Below are 17,418 nucleotides of genomic sequence, written 5' to 3'. Positions count from 1 at the left end.
ACATGCTTCTCAGGATCCTGCACAAGACGCGCTCAGTGTATGATAATCCGGTCGGCTACGGCCTGCTGCAGCTTCGCATGACACCCAAGCCGCGCCCGAACCAGCAGGTGTTAAACTGGAAGACCGTCATCGAAGGCGGAAAGGTCGAGGCGGAGTTTGATGATCAGCATGCAAACCGTGTGCATCTCGTCAGCATGGAGGCGGGGCATTCGGAACTGACGATCACCTGTGAAGGCGAGGTCGAAGTGCGTGATACGGCCGGGGTGGTCGGGCCGCATACCGGTTTTGCCCCGCTCTGGCTGTTCCGTCGCGCGACGCCGCTGACCCGGCCCGGGCCGCACATCCGCAGGCTCGCCAAGGCTGTTCCCGATGCCAGCGGCGGCGATGTTCCCCGCCTGCATGCGCTGGCCGAGATTGTGCGCGGCGCGGTGCGCTATGAAACCGGCCGCACGGACCCGGACACGAAGGCCGAGGAGGCGGTCGAGGCTGGCCATGGCGTATGTCAGGATCATGCGCACATCTTCATTTCGGCGGCGCGCCTGCTGGGCTATCCGGCGCGCTATGCGGGCGGCTATCTGATGATGAATGACCGCGTGGAGCAGGAGGCGGGCCATGCCTGGGCAGAGGTGCATGTGGAGGGGCTTGGCTGGGTCGGGTTTGATGTCTCCAACGCCATCTCGCCGGATGACCGCTATGTTCGCGTGGCGACAGGTCTTGACTATGCCGAGACCGCTCCTGTTTCAGGTATGCGCTTCGGTGAGGCCACCGAATCGATGAATGTCCTGATCCAGGTACAACAACAATAAGAAGGCGCTGAAAGCGGCTCACCCATGACGTATTGTGTCGGAATGAAGCTCGATCGCGGACTGGTCTTCATGTCGGACACCCGCACCAATGCGGGCGTCGACAATGTTTCCAAGTTCCGCAAGCTGTTTACCTGGTCCAAGCCCGGCGAGCGTGCGCTGGTGTTGATGACGGCAGGCAACCTTGCCACCACCCAGTCAGTAGTCAGCATTCTGGAGGAGCGCACCAAGGCGCCTTCGGAGCGGCGCCCCTCGATTCTCGAACTGCCGACAATGTTCCAGATCGCGCGGCTGGTCGGGGAAACATTGCGGGAGGTGATCCAATCCAACGCGGCCACCGGGCAGAAGGCTGATTCCACCTTTAACTCGACCATGATCCTCGGCGGCCAGATCAAGGGCGTCGAGCCGCGGCTGTTCCTCATCTATCCGGAAGGCAATTTCATCGAGGCGAGCGACGACACGCCCTTCTTCCAGATTGGTGAGACCAAATATGGCCGGCCCATTCTGGTACGCGCCTATGACCCGGCGATGGAGGTGGAAGAAGCCGTGAAGCTGCTGATGGTGTCGTTCGATTCCACGATCAAGGCGAATCTCTCGGTGGGCCTGCCGCTGGATCTGCAGATCGTCGAGAACGACACGCTACAGCTTGGCGCCTCCAAACGGATCGAGGCAGATGATCCCTATTTCGCGCAGATATCCAGCGGATGGGGCGAGGCACTGAAAAAAGCGTTCGACTCCTTGCCCCCATTCAAGTTTTGACAGGAGGCGCGGTCGCATATCCAGCGGCCGGCCCAGTCAGATATGAGAACAGGGAGCCCTTGCATGAAGGTCATTCTCGCCGCCATCACCACCGTGAGCTGTCTCGCCTTGCCGGCGATTGCCGAAGAAGGCACGTGGAAAGGCGAAGGCTCTTTCAGCGCCGGTCTGAACACGGGCAACACGGAGACAAGTGATCTCGGTATTGGCCTCAAAATCAGCCACGAGACGCAAGCCTGGCGCAATGGCGTGGAATTCATCGCCGATTATGGCACGAAGAATGGCAGTCAGACCAAGAACCGGCTGTTTTTCGCAGGCCAATCGGACCGCACACTGAATGATCGCCTTTTTGGCTTTGCCCGCCTGTCGCACGAGATTGACGAGTTTTCCGCCTTCGATAGCCGCTCATTTCTCGGAGGCGGTCTGGGCTGGCAGGTGCTCGAGGGCGGCGCGGCCACCTGGTCGCTTGAGGGTGGCCCCGGTGTGAAATTTGACCGGTTGAAAGCATCCACCACAGGCATTCCGCCAGAAACGGTGCCAGCGAACTGGGAAGAGTCTTTCTCGTTCATCGCCGCGTCGAAATTCGGATACACCTTCAATGACGCTGTGAAATTCGGGAACAACACGAACCTGCTCTACGCCGATACTTCCACCCAGATCGGCAACAAGACTACGCTGACCGCGCTCTTGACCAAGAGCCTCTCGGCCCGGTTCTCGTTTGAAGTGCGCCACGACACAAACCCGCAGCCGCGCTTTGAAGCGACCGACACGGCGACGCGCTTTTCCATCGTCTATGCGTTTGGGGGTTAGTCCGGCGCGCTGAAAACGATGGCGGCATTACCGAAGGCTTCGCGGTAGCGCGCCAGCCTTTCGGCGCTGATCGTCCGTAGACCCATGATCGGTTCCATCACGATGAACGTGTCTCCGTCATACCCCGAGACCAGGACATAGTGATTGAGGAGATTTCTGCCGGTCTTCTCCGACAGCCAGGCGGCCCGCGATGTGATGAAATTTGCCGGAAAACCAAGGACCGGCACATTTGCGCCGGGCAATTGCCAAGTCTGGACATAGATGGATGGCACCTGCACCGGAACCAGAACGGGCCGGCCCGCTTCCAGTTCTGCCTTCAGCCCGCCAGCGGGCAGGCGCACGGCGCTGCTGACAAGATTCTGGGATTGGGCGAGGGCCTGTAATTCGGCCATCGAATAGCCCGCCTTGGTATCAGCCGGGGGATGGGCGAGAAAAATGTCATTGCCAGCAACCGTGGCAGGACCACGCCAGTAATTCACGACGCTTGCAAGGGCATGCGCCCCGCAGGCCGCGCCATCTATCTGCTGGTCATGCTGGACCGGCAGCAGCAACGTTTCGGGCGGTGAAACAGCGCCGCCGAACATCTCGAAACTGTTGTTCGATGTCCGGCTGGCAAAGCTGGCCGGATCTGGATTGGGTTGCGTGGCGCAGGCGCTGAGCGTCAGCGACATGGCCGCAAACAGCGCCTGCGCTTTCATTTACAGAACGGAGGCCACAACGATGACGATCGCCACGAGGCCGACAATGGCGAGGAAGTTGTTGGTCGACATGCCGCCCGTATATTCGGCTGCTTCTTCCGGCGACATCACCTGAACTTCATAGCCCTGCTGTTGGTAGGACTGGACGGTCGCGATCTGATCGTCGGACAGGCCGTAGCGCTGCAGGTCATTGGCGCTGAAAGTCTGGGCTTCAACGCTGCGGAAAGGCGACGGAGCTTCCTGCGCAAACGCAGCTGCAGGAGCAGCGAGCGACAGAGCCAGGCTCACGGCAATAGCGGTCGGAACGCGGAGTTTCATGGGCAATCCTCTTCTATTTTAATTGAGCAACACCCGGGCTACCCGGCCACCTCCGGTGCGGGAGGTAAGGGGCACCGGCGGTTGCGAGCCCGAAACAATCCGGGTCAGCCGATCAACGCAGGGGCCGGGGAGTTGTTCCCTACTGTCTGGTTATTTTCGGATTTTTATCGATCTGGCTCAGGCAGTCACATGCCGGCGGTTTCCCGGTCAAACCGCGAAATGTTTGGAGAGCTTCAGGCCCTGGCCCTGATAGTTCGAGCCTTGGCCCCCATAAAGGTGCCGGGGCTTTTCCGTCATGGGCTCATAGATCAGCTTGGCGACCGGCTGGCCATGCTCAAGGATGAACGGCACGTCGCGGGAGCGCACTTCCAGCACGGCGCGGCTGCCGCCTTTGTTGGTGCCGAAGCCCGGATCGAAGAAGCCCGCATAATGCGCGCGGAACTCGCCCAGCTCCGGCGCGATGGGCGCCATTTCGGCGGCCTCATTTGCGGGCACCTTCACGGTCTCGCGGCTAACGAGAATGTAGAACTCTTCGGGATTGAGCACGATGCGGCCATTCTGCGGATAGACCGGTTCCCAGAACTGGCTGACCTCATGGGCGCCAAGTCCGCGCAGATCGACCACGCCGGAATGGGCCTTGGCGCGGTAGCCGGCCGGCTCTCCCGCCGGGGGCTCAAGGTCAATCGACACGACCTTCTCGCGCAGCGTTTCAGGCTTCTTCTTCTTGAAGCGCAGCTGGGCGAGGCGGTCTCCGGGGCGCACCTTGATCGGGAAGGTGCGCGGGCTGACCTCCAGATAGAGCGGGCCGGAATAGCCCATCGGCACTTCATCGAACGCCTTGCCTTTGTTGGTGACAAGGCGGGTGAACACGTCAATCCGGCCGGTGGAGCTTTTGGGATTGGCCCGCGCCGAGAGGCCAGCGGGCAGGCGCAGGGACTCCTGCAGCGGGACCAGATAGACACAGCCGGTTTCCAGCACCGCGCCTTCCTGGGTGAGGTCGATCCGGTGAAGGTGGATGCCGGGCTCCTGCAGCATCTCGGCAACGGTGCGATCCTTGCCGGGCAGGAAGCTGGCCCGCAGGCGATAGGCGTCCACCGCCAGGCGCAGATCGAGGCTGGCGGGCTGAATCTGCCCCGATTCCGGCGCTTCATCGCACCGGATCGCCCCGCTTTTCAGCAGGTCTTCAATCTCGAAGTCGGGAATAACCCCGCTAATATCAGCCATCACTTGCACCCTGTTGGGCTCAGGCATAAGACCCGCTGCTGGAAACACAAGGATCAGAGCCATGGCCGATGCATCGGGCAACGACAAGAAGGGCTGGAAGCCCGCCACCCAGGCGGTGCGCGGCGGCCTGATGCGTTCCCAGCATGGCGAGATTTCCGAAGCGCTCTACCTGACCTCCGGTTACGCCTACGACTCGGCCGAACAGGCGATGCGCCGCATGGCCGGGGACGAGGAAGGCTTCGTCTATTCCCGCTATGGCAGCCCGACCAACGAGATGCTGCAGCAGCGCCTCTGCCTGATCGAAGGCGCCGAGGCCTGCCGGGTGACCGGATCGGGCATGGGCGCCATTTCCTCCGCCATTCTGGCGCCGCTCAAGGCCGGCGACCGGGTGGTGGCAGCCACAGCGCTGTTCGGTTCCTGCCGCTGGATCATCGCCAATCAGATGCCGAAGTTCGGCATCGAGACGGTGTTCGTGGACGGGGCGGATCTTGATGCCTGGAAGCGCGAAATCGACAAGGGCTGTCAGCTGGTGCTGATCGAGAGCCCGGCGAACCCGCTGCTCGACGGGGTAGACATTGAGGCGGTGGCGAAGCTTGCCAAGGCCGCTGGCGCGCTGCTGGTAGTGGACAATGTGTTCGCAACGCCGGTGCTGCAGCGCCCGCTGGAGCTGGGCGCCGATGTGGTCGCCTATTCGGCCACCAAGCATATGGACGGGCAGGGCAGGGTTCTGCTGGGCGCGATCCTGACAGACGCCAAGCGGGTGAGCGACGTCTACGATCCGTGGCTGCGCCATATGGGGCCTGCGGCGTCGCCGTTTAATGCCTGGGTAGTGCTGAAAGGTCTTGAGACGATGCAGCTGCGCGTCGAGGCGCAGAGCCGGACGGCGGCGCGCCTGGCCGACGCGCTGGCAGCGCATCCGGCGGTCAATGCCGTGCGCTATCCCCACCGCCAGGACCATCCTCATTATGAGGTGCACAAGAAGCAGATGAAGATGGGGGGCACGCTGCTGGCCCTGTCGCTGAAGGGCGGGCAGGACGCGGCGTTCCGTTTCCTGAACGGGCTGAGCCTGGTCGATATCTGCAACAATCTGGGCGACACCAAATCGCTGGCCTGCCACCCGTCGACCACGACCCACCGGGCGCTGAGCGATGCCGAGCAGGCGGCGATGGGGCTGGACCGCAGCTGGATCAGATTGTCTGTCGGGCTGGAAGATGGCGACGATCTGGAAGCCGATCTCCTTGCCGCCCTTAACAGCTTGTGAACCTATGCCGGGGAAGGCTTGGTCCATGGCAAGACGCCCCGCTCCTCCGCAATATGAGGCCATCACTGATGGCGTCCGCATCCGTGTGCGGCCGAAATTCCTGCACGACGAATCCGAGCCCGCGCGGGCGAAATTCATGTGGCAGTATACGGTGGAAGTGGAGAATGAGAGCGACCGGACCTGGACCATCATCCGCCGTCACTGGCGCATTGTGGACTCGGCGGGGCGGCTGCAGGCGGTCGATGGCGAGGGCGTGATCGGCCAGACTCCCACGGTCGGGCCGGGTCAGCGCTTCAGCTATACATCCGGCGCGCCGCTGGCCACGCCATCGGGCATGATGACCGGCACTTACGACCTTGTGGACGATGAGGGCGAAGAGATGGTGGCGCGGATCCCGGCCTTCTCGCTCGACAGCCCGTATGACACCTCCCGCCCCAGCTGAGGCGGGGATGTGCTGCCGGGGCTAACGCCAGGCTTCCGGGCGGCCGGGCATCTGTTCGCCAAGTTTCAGAACCCTGAAATTGCGGCCCATCATGTCTTCGGTGAACAGCAGGCTGAGGTCGGCGGGGGCCAGCAGGCCCTGCCAGGCTTCGAGCTGTGCCGGCGCGGATTCGGCGAAGAGAACGGTTGAGCCGGTCTGGTCCACAACGATGGCGCCATATTCCTGCAGCGCGCGGGCGATGACTTTGGCAGCGGGCGTGAGGTTCGTGTTCTCTATATCATAGGCCGGGTCTAGCTGGATGCGGGCCCCCATCGGCAGGCCGACAAGATTAGGCTCGGCGCCTTCGGGGGCTTCCAGCGCCATGCTGGCGGGCGAGACGAAGCTGCCGGTACGCGGCGCGGGGTAGGCAATGGCAAGGGCATGATCGATGCGGCCCGCCTTGATCTCGTCAATCCGGATCAGGCCTGCAATCAGCGGAACGCCCGAGGGGCGCGGGGAGGCCGACAGGTTGGCGTCCGACGCCGTCATCCAGGGGGCGGCAACGCCTGTACCTGTCAGGTCCACTTCGGCGCCGAAGGAGGTGCCCCAGTAACCTGTTTCCGGGTCTTGAGCGCCCTGCTTCATTTCCCAGGCACGGCCGGCGGCAGGGTCGATCATGGCGAGATAGGCGGTGCTGCCTTCGGGGCCGGGAGGCACAGCGAACGCCGGCGCAGGAATGCGCGTGCCCGGCTCGAAGCCGCGTCCGTAATAGCCTTCAAAGTAAGGGAAAACCTTCTTCTTCGGCGTCTTGGCGGAGTCGATATAGTAGGTCGCTACCGAATAGAGCGGCATGTTGATGGCCAGCGAGCTGTGGCTGGCGAAATCTTCGATCAGGACTTCGGAGAGCGGGTCGATCGTCGCATCCGCGGGGATTTTGGTGTTCCAGGGGCTGTCTGCCGAGAAGGGGCGCCAGCCTGCAGGCGCCTCCGCAGCGGCAGCGATCTCAGCGGGCGTTGGCGCGGCGGCGGGCGCCGATTTTGTATCAAATCCGGTCTGCGCGCAGGCTGCAACGGCCAGAACCGACAGCGCGACAGCAAGTTTGGAGCCTGATTTCAGCATGTTTCCCTCCTGGGGACAGGTATCTTCCCGTCGGCAGGCAAGAAACAGGCCAATTAAGAAGCCGGGCCCCGCGAGAGACCCGGCTTTAAGGTTAATCAGCGGCAAGGGCGCGCCGGGTTCAGAGAACGTCCAGCATCTCCGCAACGAGGGGGTGGCGGACCACATCTGCCGCCTCCAGCCGGATGACCGAGGCGCCAGACAGGGCTTCCAGCTTGTCTGCGGCTTTGGCCAGGCCGGAGAATTCGGGCAGCAGGTCCGACTGGTTCGGATCGCCGGTGATGACCATGGTGGAGTGCCAGCCAAGGCGTGTCAGCAGCATCTTGAGCTGGGTGTAGGTGCAGTTCTGCGCCTCGTCGATGACGATGAAGGCATTGTTGAGCGTGCGTCCGCGCATAAAGCCGATGGGCGCAATCTCGATCACGCCTTCCGACAGCATGTGCTTGAGCTGCGCCGGGGAGAGCCGGTCTGACAGGGCATCGTAAAGCGGGCGCAGATAGGGGGCGAGCTTGTCTTCCATGCCGCCGGGCAGGAAGCCGATCTGTTCGCCCGCCTCAACCGCCGGGCGGGAGAGCACGATCTTGGAAACGCGCCCCTTCTGCAGGGCTTCAACGGCTTTGCAGATGGCCAGGTAGGTTTTGCCGGTGCCGGCGGGCCCCAGGGCGCAGACCAGGGCATGGCTGTCCATAGCCGCCATAAGCTGGGCCTGGTTTTCCGAGCGGGGCTTGACGGTTTTCTGATACCGCTGGGTGCGGTCCTGCTGGGGCGAAAGATTGGTCACCGGATGGGCATCGTCAGGGTGCCAGCCGCGCCCGCCTTCTATGGCGTGGAGATGGGCGCCCTTGCTGCGTGCCGGCTCGTCGAACCAGGCTGACGAGCGCACTTCCGAAGCGGCTTTCAGGCGTTTGGCAGGATTGCGTTTACCCATGGGAGGCCTCCTTGCTTGCAGGCATGAAAAAAGCCGCTGGCAGGAATGCGCAGCGGCCCGGTGAAGAGAAGGAAGAGAGAGGCCCCAGCCTTGCAGGCGGCGAGCCCGTATCCGGAAGGGGCGCTTCCGGTGGTGAGGTGAAAATGGGCACCAAGCGAGCCATTGCCTCTCCGAATCTGAGATGACTATACACTACCAGTATTAGCCGACGGTTAAGTGACATTCCGCGAGCGTAACGATTTGCGGGCAGGAGGAGATTGATATGGCCATTTTCGAACTGGATGGGGTGGCGCCGCAATTGCCGGGCGAGGGCAAGTTCTGGATTGCCGAAAGCGCCGAAGTGATGGGCAATGTGATCCTGAAGGAGAACGCCTCGGTCTGGTATGGCTGTGTCCTCCGCGGGGATAATGACCCTATAATCATTGGAGAAAATTCCAACATTCAGGATCTTTCAGTGATCCATACCGACATCGGCGCGCCGGTGACGATCGGGAAGAATGTCACCATTGGCCACCGGGTGATCCTGCACGGATGCGAAATTGGCGATGACACGCTGATCGGCATGGGATCGACGATCCTCAATCGGGTCAAGATTGGCCGAAATTGCATCATCGGGGCTAATGCCCTGATTCCGGAAGGAAAAGAGATCCCCGACAACTCGCTTGTGATGGGCGCGCCGGGAAAAGTGGTCAAAGATGTATCAGAGGTCCAGCTTCAGGTGATCAGGATGTCCGCGATCCACTATGTCGAGAACTGGCAGCGCCATTCAAAGGGCATCAAGCGTATCGGCTGAGCCGTTTGGCGGACACCTGCAGGACAAATCCGGACACTTTCGGACAGATTTAGAGGTCAGGAGAGGGGCGCGTTCCAGACGGGGCGCACCGCCTCCGCCATGTCTTCCTCAAAACCGACCCAACCGAGCCGGGCCTCACGGGTCTGCAACACGAAGACCTGCGCTGTCTTCGGCAGGGCCTCGGCAAGGGTGGCGCGTACTTCCGAAAGAGAACGGGCCGAGCGCAGGAGGAACGTGCCGGGAATGGGTTGCATATGCTTGCCGAGCGTGTCGAGGCAGGCAGGCAGGTCGCGCCAGAGCGCAGCTTCGGCCGGGGCAGGGGCGCGGGCGGTGATCAGATAGTTGGCCGCTTCAGCCCGGCGGCGGGCGCGTTCAGCAAAAGCCGGGGCCAGCGCTTCGGCAAGCCGGGGCATGTCGCGGATCGGCAGGAAGGGCTGATCATCGCCGCCGGAGATGCGTGAGGCGGCGTGAAGCCGGCCTTCGATGGCAAATTGCTGTATCTGGCCGAGCGTGTAAGGACCGTGAACCTCGCCGCCGGCAAGCACCCGCCAGATGGCGGGGTCTATGCGGGAGAGGTCGATCGGGGCGGCGGCAGCGCTGGCCGGCGCGCCGGGCGCCTGGCCGGTAACCTGTTTCACCCGGCGGCCAAGATCATCTGCCATCAGTTGGAAGCGGCGGGTTTCTGCCCATGGACATAGCGGACGGCGAACTTGTCGCCGGTGACGCGGACAACTTCGCCGACAAGATTGCCGACGGTCACGCGTTCGCCCACGAAGGGTGGCTTGCCGGTGGTTTCAAAGGCAGCGCCGGTGAGGGAGATGTCCGTCACGCTGCACTTGAGCTGACTGCCATCGGCCAGATTTACGATGGCTTCACCGCTGGCGCGGTAGCGGGTTTCGCCCCGCTCTTCCTCAAGACCGAGCTTGTCGCGATTGATCAGCCAGGTGAGACGGTCGGCGAGCTTGTCGCGCTTGTGCGGCGAGGTGTGGAAGCGCACGGCGAAGCCTTCGGGCGAAACGCGCACGACATTGGCCACAACCCGGCCAACCTCGTCGAAATAGCAGACGACCTGCTGATCAAGTCCGGGGCGTTCCGAAGAGACGATGAAGGCGCCATCGCAGGAAATGTCGGCCGTGCTGAGCACATGGTCTTCACTGTCGCCGATCAGGAAACGGCCGGTCAGTTTCAACTCGACCCGCTTGAAGCCACGGCGGTCACGGCGGGAAAGCCGTCCGGACTCAGCGTCCTGGGGATGGGCGAGCGGTCGCGTCATTATCGCTACTTCCTGCTTGGCCGATTGCGCTCACCCCAACGCAATAAAGGCAATATGTCACGTCTGACAGATAGTTCATGATCGTTGACAATTTCTTGCGCACACCCGTGAACAAGATAGTTTACGGCTAACAATGAAGAACGGCCGGCCGCCGGGAGGAAAACAAGATGGACAGCTTCGACTATATTATCGTCGGTGCCGGCAGCGCGGGATGCGTGCTGGCAAACCGCCTCTCTGCAGATCCCACAGTGAAGGTCTGCCTGATCGAGGCGGGGAAAAAAGACACCTCCCTGATGGTAAAGATGCCTGCGGGCGTCGGCGGCCTGATCAAGCAGGCGAACGACCATAACTGGGGTTTCTTCACCGAGCCTCAGCAGTATATGGAAAACCGCCGCCTCTACTGGCCCCGCGGCAAGGGTTGGGGCGGATCGTCCTCCATCAATGGCATGGTCTATATCCGCGGCCATGCGGGCGACTATGATCTCTGGGGCCAGATGGGCCTGAAGGGCTGGAGCTTTGCCGATGTGCTGCCCTATTTCCGCAAGTCGGAAAGCTATGAGGGCGGGGCCAATGATTTCCATGGCGGCAGCGGCCCGCTGAACGTGACCGAGAGCCCGATGTCCGGCCCGGTCTACCAGGCTTTTATCGATGCCGGACGCGAAGCCGGTTATCCGGTTACGGAAGACTTCAACGGCGCCAGCCAGGAAGGCTTTGGCCGCTATCAGCGCACGATTTTCAAAGGCGGGCGCTGGAGCGCATCTTTCGCCTATCTGCGCCCGATCGAAACTCAGCGGCCCAACCTCAAGATCATTTCCACCGGTGTGGTGACGCGCGTGGTGATCGAAAAGGGCAAGGCCGTGGGTGTGGAAGTCGTGGAAGGCAAGGGGCGCATTGCCCGGCAGATCCGCGCTGACCGTGAAGTGATCCTCTCGGCAGGCGCAGTGCAGTCGCCGCAGATCCTGCAGCTGTCCGGCGTGGGCGATCCGGAGGTACTGAAGCGCCATGGCATCGAGACGACGGTGAAATCCACCGGTGTGGGCCGCAACCTTCAGGACCATCTCGACGTGACGGTGATCCATGACATGCCGGTGCCGCTGTCGGCCTATTCGCTGCAGAAGGGCATCAAGAAGCTGGGCGTGGGTCTGCAATATCTCTATAACCAGACTGGTCCGGGGGCGGATAACTTCCTGCAGGCGGGCGCGTTCCTCTCCTCACGGCCGGGCCTTGCGATGCCGGACATTCAGCTGCACCTCGTCAATGCCATCATGATGGACCATGGCAATGCCGGGCCGGAGAAGGATGGCTATACGGTCCACGCCTGCCAGCTGCGTCCGGAAAGCCGGGGCACGGTTATGCTGGCCTCGAACGATCCGTTTGCCCATCCGGCGATCGACCCGAACTATCTCGCTACGGAAGAAGACCGCCGCGTGATGCGCGAGTCGGTGAAGATGGTGCGCGAGGTTTGCCGCCAGAATGCGCTGAAAGCCTATACCGGCGGGGAAATCCTCCCCGGTGCATCGGTGAAGACCGATGCCGAGATCGACGCCTTCATCCGCCAGAAGGGCGAGACGATCTATCACCCGGTCGGCACGGTTTCGATGGGCGCAACCGAAGCAAGCCCGGTCGACGGAGAGCTGCGCGTGCGCGGTGTGGAAGGTTTGCGCGTGGTGGATGCCTCGGTGATGCCGACACTGGTGGGCGGCAACACCAATGCGCCGACCATCATGGTGGCGGAGAAAGCTGCCGACATGATCCTCGGCCGCGCCGCGTTGGCCCGCGAGGAACCCGCGCTGGCGAGGGCCTGAGCTGTCTTTGAAACCGATAGCGTGAAACCTGGCGCGGGACGCGGAGATTATGGGGATCTCGCGTTCCGCCCGGTGATGCGCGCCATTCTGGCGCGCTCAGCCCCCTGACCACCGGCAAGGCCAGGCTTCACGCAGGCTGCCCTTGTGGGCAGAGCCTGTTCTTTTCAGTTCGATGCCACCAAGCGCAGCTTCGGGCCGACGCGGCGGGTATCGGGGGGCACGATCATCGAGACGCGGTGACGGAAGACTGGCTGGCCATTGAGCGCGCCTTCGCTGCCGAGCGTCTGATAAAGGCCGAGCATACGGCTGCGCGTTGCGCCGGTCATACCAGCCGATAGCGGCATGAGGGTGACTTCCAGCTCAGCGCGGGCGCCCGATAGGGTTTCACCGCGCCCGCGGATGACACCCGGGCCGCCATCCAGGCGGATCGCCTCAAGGCAGGCATCGACCATAACGCGGTCCGGACCAGTCCAGAGATCCAGGAAATTATGATTCGACAGGCGGCGCCCGACCAGTGAGGTGACGGCTTCGCCGGCGGTGCGCACAAGCCAGGTGCGATCGTCCATCAGCTCGAGCACGAAGATGCGCTCGATCAGGTCTTCATGTTCGGCCACGTTGGGGCCGGCGGCGGCGTGCACATCCGGCTCGGTCTGCATGCGGCGCCAGGCGTCCAGCAGGACACGGGTGTTCGGGTGGATCGAATGCTCGACCATGTTCTGGATTGCTCCTGGTGTTCCATCGGGCCAAGGGGAGGCCCTTTCCGGCTCCTCAATCGCAATAATTGTTCCAGTTCGCGGGCCGCGGTGTAATTCACGCAGTGGGGGAATAAACGTGCGTGCGAGGGCGGTTTAATACGCTTTAGAGGGAAGAATTGGTGGGGCGGGGCGGGCGGGGGCGAACGCTTGTGCCTCGCGCGCGGCCACCAAGCGTTTCACGCCGGAACACATGCGCCAGGGTTACGCCCGGTGCGCCTGCCGGTTGTCTGTGGGCAGGTCTTGCCTTGCCGCGAATCTGCCGATTACAATCTATTCATAATAATAAGAAACTTTGCTGGCGCCCGCGTTCCCACCGGACAGGGCGATGGCACACACGATCAGCAGAACTCCCAGGAAGGAAACTCCACGTGTCAAAATCTGAAGTGACGCCAGCAGGCCGCAAGGCCCTGAGCGCCGTGCTTTGCCTTGGCGTCGGCCTGACTGCCCTTTCGGCCGCCGCCCCGGCGCTGGCCCAGGAACAGGAAGCCGCCGAAGAAACCCGCACCATGCAGACCGTGACGATCACGGCCACCAAGCGCGAACAGACGCTGCAGGATGTACCAATTGCCGTGTCGGTGGTGGACGATACCACCATTGAGCGGGCGGCCATTGTCGACCTCAACGACCTGCAGTCGATCATTCCGTCGCTGCGCGTTGGCCAGCTGCAGTCTTCGGCCAACACCAACTTCGTGATCCGCGGCTTCGGCAACGGGGCGAACAATGCCGGTATCGAGCCGTCGGTCGGTGTCTTTATTGATGGCGTCTACCGCTCGCGGTCTGCCTCGCAGATTTCCGACCTTCCGAACATCGAGCGCGTGGAAGTGCTGCGCGGGCCGCAATCGACCCTGTTCGGCAAGAACGCCTCGGCAGGCGTGATCTCGGTCGTCACCAAGAAACCGCAATACGAGTTTGGCGGCGTGGTTGATGGCACGATCAGCAATGAGAATGGCTACCGCGCAAACGGCTATGTCACGGGTCCGCTGGCGGAGAACCTCGCCGGCGCCGTGGGCGTCACCTACAACAAGCGTGATGGCTATGTCGAAGATATCGGCACGGGCACCGAGACGAACGAACGCAACCGCTGGGGTATCCGCGGCGACCTGCTGTTCGAACCGGATGTGAACACCTCTTTCCGTCTGATGGCGGACTATGACCAGATCGACGAGCTGTGCTGCGCAGCGGCCAACGTCGTCAACGGACCGACCGGCGCTATCGTGCAGGCCATTGGCGGGCAGATCGTTCCGGAAGATCCCTACAGCTATCGCGTGGCCTACAACCTTCCGTCCACGAACAAGGTCGACAATGGCGGCCTGTCGCTGCAGGCAGACTTCGACTTCGAAAAAGTGCGCCTGACCTCGATTACCGCGTACCGCATGTCGCGCCTGGAGACTAACCAGGATTCCGACTTCACCGGCGCTGACCTGCTGGGCGAGAACTCCAACAAGACCGATATCGATACCTTCACCCAGGAATTCCGCCTGACATCGACCGATGGCGAGCGCCTCGACTGGATGGTCGGCGGTTTCTATTTCGACGAAAAGGTTGATATCCAGAATGCGCTGCTCTACGGGACGGACTACCGCGCCTATGCCAACGCGCTGGCGGGCGGCCTTAACCCCAATACGGGCGTGATCACCGACATTCTGGCGGGCCTTGAAAGCGCGCTGGGGCTTCCGGTGGGCACGACGCTCGCCCAGGCAGGCCAGGGCTTCCGCGACGATGCCGGCCAGGACAACACCGCCTGGTCGCTTTTCGGAACGGTTGACTACCGCCTGACGGACCGCCTGACGGCAACGATTGGCCTCAACTATACTGAAGACAAGAAAGACGCGCGCAACAGCATCCAGGCGACGGACGTGCTCTCCTCGCTGGACTTCGTTGCGATCGGCTTTGCCCAGACGATGGCGGGTTTCGGCGTGAACGCGCAGAACCCGGCGCAGGTGGCTGCTTTCGCGCAGGCCAACCCGGCGGCCTTCGCCGCCATTCAGGCCGCTGTTCAGAACCCGGCACAAAACCCGCTGCTGGCCCTCCAGCCGCTGCAGTTCCTGCCGCCCTTCCTGGGCTTCCCGAACGCCGTGGAAGATGGCCGCTCGAAAGATTCCGCCACGACCTACACGCTGCGCCTCGCGTACGATGTGAACGACAACCTCAACACCTATGTGTCGTATGCCACGGGCTTCAAGGCGACGTCCTGGAACCTGTCGCGCGACTCGCGTCCTTTTGCGTCGGACTTCATCCCCGGTTCGCCGGTGACGAGCCCGCCTTCCTCTCCCATCCGTGACGCAGGCCTTGCCCTACCGAACCTTACGACCGGTTCACGCTATGCCGGGCCGGAAGATTCGACTGTGTTCGAAGTGGGCCTGAAAGGCGTCTATTCCAACGTCGCGTTCAATCTCGCCTATTTCGACCAGACGATTGAAGGCTTCCAGTCGAACGTGTTCACGGGCACGGGCTTCGCGCTGGCGAATGCCGGCAAGCAGTCCAACAAGGGTCTTGAATTCGACGTGACCTGGAACCCGATCAGCAATCTGCAGCTGATGGTGGCCGGGACGCTTCAGGATCCGGTCTATGACAGCTTCCCGAACTCGGCGAGCGGCGACCTGTCCGGAGAAAAGGTCTACGGTATCCCGGAAGTGGCCACCTCCACGGCGGCGACGTATTTCTTCGATGTCGCGGGTTGGGACGCTTATGTCCGCGGGGACTGGCAGTATGAAAGCGCCGTCGACCATTTCGACAGCGACGCCGAACAGGCCGCCTTCGGCGAACAGAAGAAGGTCAGCACCTTCAATGCCTCGACCGGCTTCACCAATGAGTCGGGTCTGGGCGTGACGCTATGGGTGCGTAACGTGTTCAACGACGAATACATCACGACCGCCTTCCCGGCCGTGGCGCAGGCTGGCTCCTATATGGGCTATCCGGTAGCGCCGCGTTCCTATGGTGTGACGCTGCGCAAGACGTTCTGAGACGGCTCCGGCCAGTGTTTCTTATGGAAGCCCCGCCTCGCTGGCGGGGCTTTTCTTTTGGGATCAGGGCTGCCGGGTGGCTCTGAGCGCGAGAATCGCCCCGGCCAGAACGATCACCTCAAAGGCCACGAAGCCGATATACGCGCTGGTGGGGGCGGGGCCGAGCAGCAGGGCAAAGCCGCGCGCGAACACATAGCCGCCCATATATACAATGAGAAACCAGAGCGCGGGCAGCGTCAGGGAGGGGCGAATCGCGCCGCCGGCGCAGAGCAGGGCGGCAGCCAGGCTGACCCCGCCATAGATGCCGCGCAGCTCGTAAGCCCCATTTGGGCCGCTCACAACGACGCCGAGGCTGCCGGCCATGCCGACAGGGTTTGCTAGGGAGGCGGCGCCGAAGAGGGCGAAAAGGGCCGCGACGAGCCCGAGAAACAGCTTCACGTACATAAGAGAAGAACTAGCTTCAGGCGTCGGCGAGGCAAATTTAACGTTCGCGCCTACATGAAAGGACGCGCCGTAGGCCGATTCTGGCCGCGCGAAATGAGGATTTCCGGATGCAACCTGCTGAAAAGCGCCCCCCGATCATCAACGCGCCGCTGCCTTTGACAGTGTTTGCGCTGCTGCTGATCGCGCTTCACGGCGCTCGCGTCTTCGCTCCGCAGGAGCTGGAAATCGCGGCGCTGTATCATGGGGCGCTGTTTCCGGAACGCTTCTGGGGGTGGATCGGCGGTCCCGTTCTGCTGCCCGGCGTGGCGCCGCCCTACGCCGGATGGATGGGCGCGATGGCGCCTTTTATGCTTAGCACCCTGCTGCACGGGGACTGGTTTCACGTTATTCTGAACGCCGTTTTCATGATCGCCATCGGCAAGCCGGTGCTGGAAATGCTCTCGGCTCTGCGCGGTGGATATGGTCCCGGTGCGATCATAATGCTCTTTGTGCTGATCTTCTTTTCCCAGGCGGGAGGCGGGCTGGTTTATCTGTTGCTCAACAATCCATCCGGCCCGATTGCGGTGGGCGCTTCGGGCGGAATCAGTGGTCTGATGGGAGCCTTTTTCCTGATGCGGGAAGGCGCGTCATCGCGGCTTCTGTCTCGCAACTTCCTGACGGTGACCAGTATATTCATCATCGCAAACTTTCTGTTTGCCCTGGTTGGGCCGGCCCTTCTGGGCGCATCGATTGCCTGGGAGGTGCATGCGGGCGGCTATGTTGCTGGGGCGCTTTTTGCCCGTGTGCTGATTTGGAACGCTCTGCGCAAACTCGATATATAGACGGAAACAGGGCATTTAACGCCGATTTCATGGGAGTCGCATCGCGTTCCCGCTTATGGTATCCTTCGTTCAGGTGAGACGGCCTGAAGGCCGCCGCCGCGATGGAGGACCGGAATGATCATTGAACAGATTCTCAACGACAAGGGCCGTGAAGTCATCACGTTGCGGGCCGATGATACCCTGCGCGCAGCGGCGCGCCTGCTGGATGAACGGCGGATCGGGGCAGCCG

At 62.3% G+C, this 17,418-nt stretch carries 19 protein-coding genes (1 of these 19 running past the window's edge); 10 read left to right on the top strand and 9 right to left on the bottom strand.

What is annotated here, in order from left to right:
- Positions 1–2 precede the first annotated feature (2 nt).
- The 3 genes from BBF93_RS13920 to BBF93_RS13910 all read left to right on the top strand — a co-directional run bounded on the left by BBF93_RS13920 (position 3) and on the right by BBF93_RS13910 (position 2,369).
- On the top strand, positions 3–806 hold the full coding sequence (locus tag BBF93_RS13920; RefSeq protein WP_035600584.1) for a transglutaminase family protein: 804 nt from the start codon (positions 3–5) through the stop codon (positions 804–806).
- Between the two features lie 24 nt (positions 807–830).
- Complete coding sequence (locus BBF93_RS13915; protein ID WP_035600588.1) at positions 831–1,562, top strand: proteasome-type protease; 732 nt, start codon at positions 831–833, stop codon at positions 1,560–1,562.
- A gap of 63 nt (positions 1,563–1,625) precedes the next feature.
- Positions 1,626–2,369 carry a YdiY family protein gene (locus BBF93_RS13910; RefSeq protein ID WP_114106328.1) on the top strand — a complete coding sequence of 248 codons (744 nt, stop codon included), beginning with the start codon at positions 1,626–1,628 and terminating at the stop codon, positions 2,367–2,369.
- Here the strand turns inward: BBF93_RS13910 and BBF93_RS13905 are convergent.
- From BBF93_RS13905 to BBF93_RS13895, 3 genes are all read right to left on the bottom strand, one after another.
- Positions 2,366–3,067 (bottom strand): hypothetical protein, encoded by a 702-nt coding sequence (locus tag BBF93_RS13905; RefSeq protein ID WP_114106327.1) that lies wholly within the window; start codon positions 3,065–3,067, stop codon positions 2,366–2,368. The two genes, BBF93_RS13910 and BBF93_RS13905, sit on opposite strands and share 4 nt — an antisense overlap.
- Positions 3,068–3,385 carry a hypothetical protein gene (locus BBF93_RS13900; protein ID WP_114106326.1) on the bottom strand — a complete coding sequence of 106 codons (318 nt, stop codon included), beginning with the start codon at positions 3,383–3,385 and terminating at the stop codon, positions 3,068–3,070.
- Between the two features lie 207 nt (positions 3,386–3,592).
- Positions 3,593–4,609, bottom strand: coding sequence for a 2'-deoxycytidine 5'-triphosphate deaminase (locus BBF93_RS13895; protein WP_199288413.1), 1,017 nt, complete (start codon positions 4,607–4,609; stop codon positions 3,593–3,595).
- Positions 4,610–4,670: 61 nt separating this feature from the next.
- Between BBF93_RS13895 and metZ the strand changes: the two genes are divergently transcribed.
- Positions 4,671–5,870, top strand: a complete 1,200-nt coding sequence (gene metZ, locus BBF93_RS13890; RefSeq protein WP_114106325.1) for an O-succinylhomoserine sulfhydrylase — start codon at positions 4,671–4,673, stop codon at positions 5,868–5,870.
- A gap of 25 nt (positions 5,871–5,895) precedes the next feature.
- Positions 5,896–6,312, top strand: a complete 417-nt coding sequence (gene apaG, locus BBF93_RS13885; protein WP_035600601.1) for a Co2+/Mg2+ efflux protein ApaG — start codon at positions 5,896–5,898, stop codon at positions 6,310–6,312.
- 21 nt (positions 6,313–6,333) lie between these two features.
- Here the strand turns inward: apaG and BBF93_RS13880 are convergent, their stop codons facing one another.
- Both BBF93_RS13880 and BBF93_RS13875 read right to left on the bottom strand, forming a co-directional pair.
- Complete coding sequence (locus BBF93_RS13880; RefSeq protein ID WP_114106324.1) at positions 6,334–7,410, bottom strand: hypothetical protein; 1,077 nt, start codon at positions 7,408–7,410, stop codon at positions 6,334–6,336.
- 118 nt (positions 7,411–7,528) lie between these two features.
- On the bottom strand, positions 7,529–8,335 hold the full coding sequence (locus tag BBF93_RS13875) for a PhoH family protein (RefSeq protein ID WP_114106322.1): 807 nt from the start codon (positions 8,333–8,335) through the stop codon (positions 7,529–7,531).
- Between the two features lie 262 nt (positions 8,336–8,597).
- On the opposite strand from BBF93_RS13875, the gene BBF93_RS13870 reads away from it, so the two are divergent.
- On the top strand, positions 8,598–9,128 hold the full coding sequence (locus BBF93_RS13870; protein WP_114106321.1) for a gamma carbonic anhydrase family protein: 531 nt from the start codon (positions 8,598–8,600) through the stop codon (positions 9,126–9,128).
- Positions 9,129–9,184: 56 nt separating this feature from the next.
- On the opposite strand, the gene BBF93_RS13865 is transcribed toward BBF93_RS13870, so the two are convergent.
- Both BBF93_RS13865 and BBF93_RS13860 read right to left on the bottom strand, forming a co-directional pair.
- Positions 9,185–9,790 (bottom strand): hypothetical protein, encoded by a 606-nt coding sequence (locus tag BBF93_RS13865; protein WP_114106319.1) that lies wholly within the window; start codon positions 9,788–9,790, stop codon positions 9,185–9,187.
- On the bottom strand, positions 9,790–10,401 hold the full coding sequence (locus tag BBF93_RS13860; RefSeq protein WP_035600616.1) for a PilZ domain-containing protein: 612 nt from the start codon (positions 10,399–10,401) through the stop codon (positions 9,790–9,792). The genes BBF93_RS13865 and BBF93_RS13860 overlap by 1 nt, the downstream gene beginning before the upstream one ends.
- 167 nt (positions 10,402–10,568) lie before the next feature.
- Here BBF93_RS13860 and BBF93_RS13855 point away from each other — a divergent pair, with 167 nt between their 5' ends.
- A complete protein-coding gene (locus BBF93_RS13855) occupies positions 10,569–12,206 on the top strand; it encodes a choline dehydrogenase (protein ID WP_114106317.1) in 1,638 nt (545 codons plus the stop codon).
- A gap of 164 nt (positions 12,207–12,370) precedes the next feature.
- Here the strand turns inward: BBF93_RS13855 and BBF93_RS13850 are convergent, their stop codons facing one another.
- Positions 12,371–12,919, bottom strand: coding sequence for a PAS domain-containing protein (locus BBF93_RS13850; protein ID WP_035600620.1), 549 nt, complete (start codon positions 12,917–12,919; stop codon positions 12,371–12,373).
- 410 nt (positions 12,920–13,329) lie between these two features.
- Between BBF93_RS13850 and BBF93_RS13845 the strand changes: the two genes are divergently transcribed.
- Positions 13,330–15,924, top strand: a complete 2,595-nt coding sequence (locus BBF93_RS13845) for a TonB-dependent receptor (protein ID WP_233349136.1) — start codon at positions 13,330–13,332, stop codon at positions 15,922–15,924.
- 63 nt (positions 15,925–15,987) lie between these two features.
- On the opposite strand, the gene BBF93_RS13840 is transcribed toward BBF93_RS13845, so the two are convergent.
- Complete coding sequence (locus BBF93_RS13840) at positions 15,988–16,368, bottom strand: DUF4345 family protein (protein ID WP_035600621.1); 381 nt, start codon at positions 16,366–16,368, stop codon at positions 15,988–15,990.
- A gap of 107 nt (positions 16,369–16,475) precedes the next feature.
- Between BBF93_RS13840 and BBF93_RS13835 the strand changes: the two genes are divergently transcribed.
- Together BBF93_RS13835 and BBF93_RS13830 are read left to right on the top strand one after the other, a co-directional pair.
- Entirely contained in the window at positions 16,476–17,189 is a 714-nt protein-coding gene (locus BBF93_RS13835) for a rhomboid family intramembrane serine protease (RefSeq protein WP_114106315.1), read from the top strand.
- Positions 17,190–17,303: 114 nt separating this feature from the next.
- Positions 17,304–17,418: the 5' portion of a CBS domain-containing protein gene (locus tag BBF93_RS13830; protein ID WP_035600624.1), read on the top strand. 320 nt of this gene lie beyond the right edge of the window; only the first 115 of its 435 coding nucleotides appear in the window; its start codon is at positions 17,304–17,306; its stop codon lies off the right edge, out of view.

The sequence above is a fragment of the Hyphomonas sp. CACIAM 19H1 genome, from assembly GCF_003325995.1.
GTDB classification, from domain to species: Bacteria; Pseudomonadota; Alphaproteobacteria; order Caulobacterales; family Hyphomonadaceae; genus Hyphomonas; species Hyphomonas polymorpha.
This window is presented reverse-complemented; position numbering and strand designations above follow the sequence as displayed.

Excerpts from the sequence above, each read along its gene's own strand:
- BBF93_RS13920 (WP_035600584.1), top strand. The coding sequence starts at position 3 with ATGCTTCTCAGGATCCTGCACAAGACGCGCTCAGTGTATGATAATCCG.
- BBF93_RS13915 (WP_035600588.1), top strand. The coding sequence starts at position 831 with ATGACGTATTGTGTCGGAATGAAGCTCGATCGCGGACTGGTCTTCATG.
- BBF93_RS13910 (WP_114106328.1), top strand. The coding sequence starts at position 1,626 with ATGAAGGTCATTCTCGCCGCCATCACCACCGTGAGCTGTCTCGCCTTG.
- BBF93_RS13905 (WP_114106327.1), bottom strand. The coding sequence starts at position 3,067 with ATGAAAGCGCAGGCGCTGTTTGCGGCCATGTCGCTGACGCTCAGCGCC.
- BBF93_RS13900 (WP_114106326.1), bottom strand. The coding sequence starts at position 3,385 with ATGAAACTCCGCGTTCCGACCGCTATTGCCGTGAGCCTGGCTCTGTCG.
- BBF93_RS13895 (WP_199288413.1), bottom strand. The coding sequence starts at position 4,609 with ATGGCTGATATTAGCGGGGTTATTCCCGACTTCGAGATTGAAGACCTG.
- metZ (WP_114106325.1), top strand. The coding sequence starts at position 4,671 with ATGGCCGATGCATCGGGCAACGACAAGAAGGGCTGGAAGCCCGCCACC.
- apaG (WP_035600601.1), top strand. The coding sequence starts at position 5,896 with ATGGCAAGACGCCCCGCTCCTCCGCAATATGAGGCCATCACTGATGGC.
- BBF93_RS13880 (WP_114106324.1), bottom strand. The coding sequence starts at position 7,410 with ATGCTGAAATCAGGCTCCAAACTTGCTGTCGCGCTGTCGGTTCTGGCC.
- BBF93_RS13875 (WP_114106322.1), bottom strand. The coding sequence starts at position 8,335 with ATGGGTAAACGCAATCCTGCCAAACGCCTGAAAGCCGCTTCGGAAGTG.
- BBF93_RS13870 (WP_114106321.1), top strand. The coding sequence starts at position 8,598 with ATGGCCATTTTCGAACTGGATGGGGTGGCGCCGCAATTGCCGGGCGAG.
- BBF93_RS13865 (WP_114106319.1), bottom strand. The coding sequence starts at position 9,790 with ATGGCAGATGATCTTGGCCGCCGGGTGAAACAGGTTACCGGCCAGGCG.
- BBF93_RS13860 (WP_035600616.1), bottom strand. The coding sequence starts at position 10,401 with ATGACGCGACCGCTCGCCCATCCCCAGGACGCTGAGTCCGGACGGCTT.
- BBF93_RS13855 (WP_114106317.1), top strand. The coding sequence starts at position 10,569 with ATGGACAGCTTCGACTATATTATCGTCGGTGCCGGCAGCGCGGGATGC.
- BBF93_RS13850 (WP_035600620.1), bottom strand. The coding sequence starts at position 12,919 with ATGGTCGAGCATTCGATCCACCCGAACACCCGTGTCCTGCTGGACGCC.
- BBF93_RS13840 (WP_035600621.1), bottom strand. The coding sequence starts at position 16,368 with ATGTACGTGAAGCTGTTTCTCGGGCTCGTCGCGGCCCTTTTCGCCCTC.
- BBF93_RS13835 (WP_114106315.1), top strand. The coding sequence starts at position 16,476 with ATGCAACCTGCTGAAAAGCGCCCCCCGATCATCAACGCGCCGCTGCCT.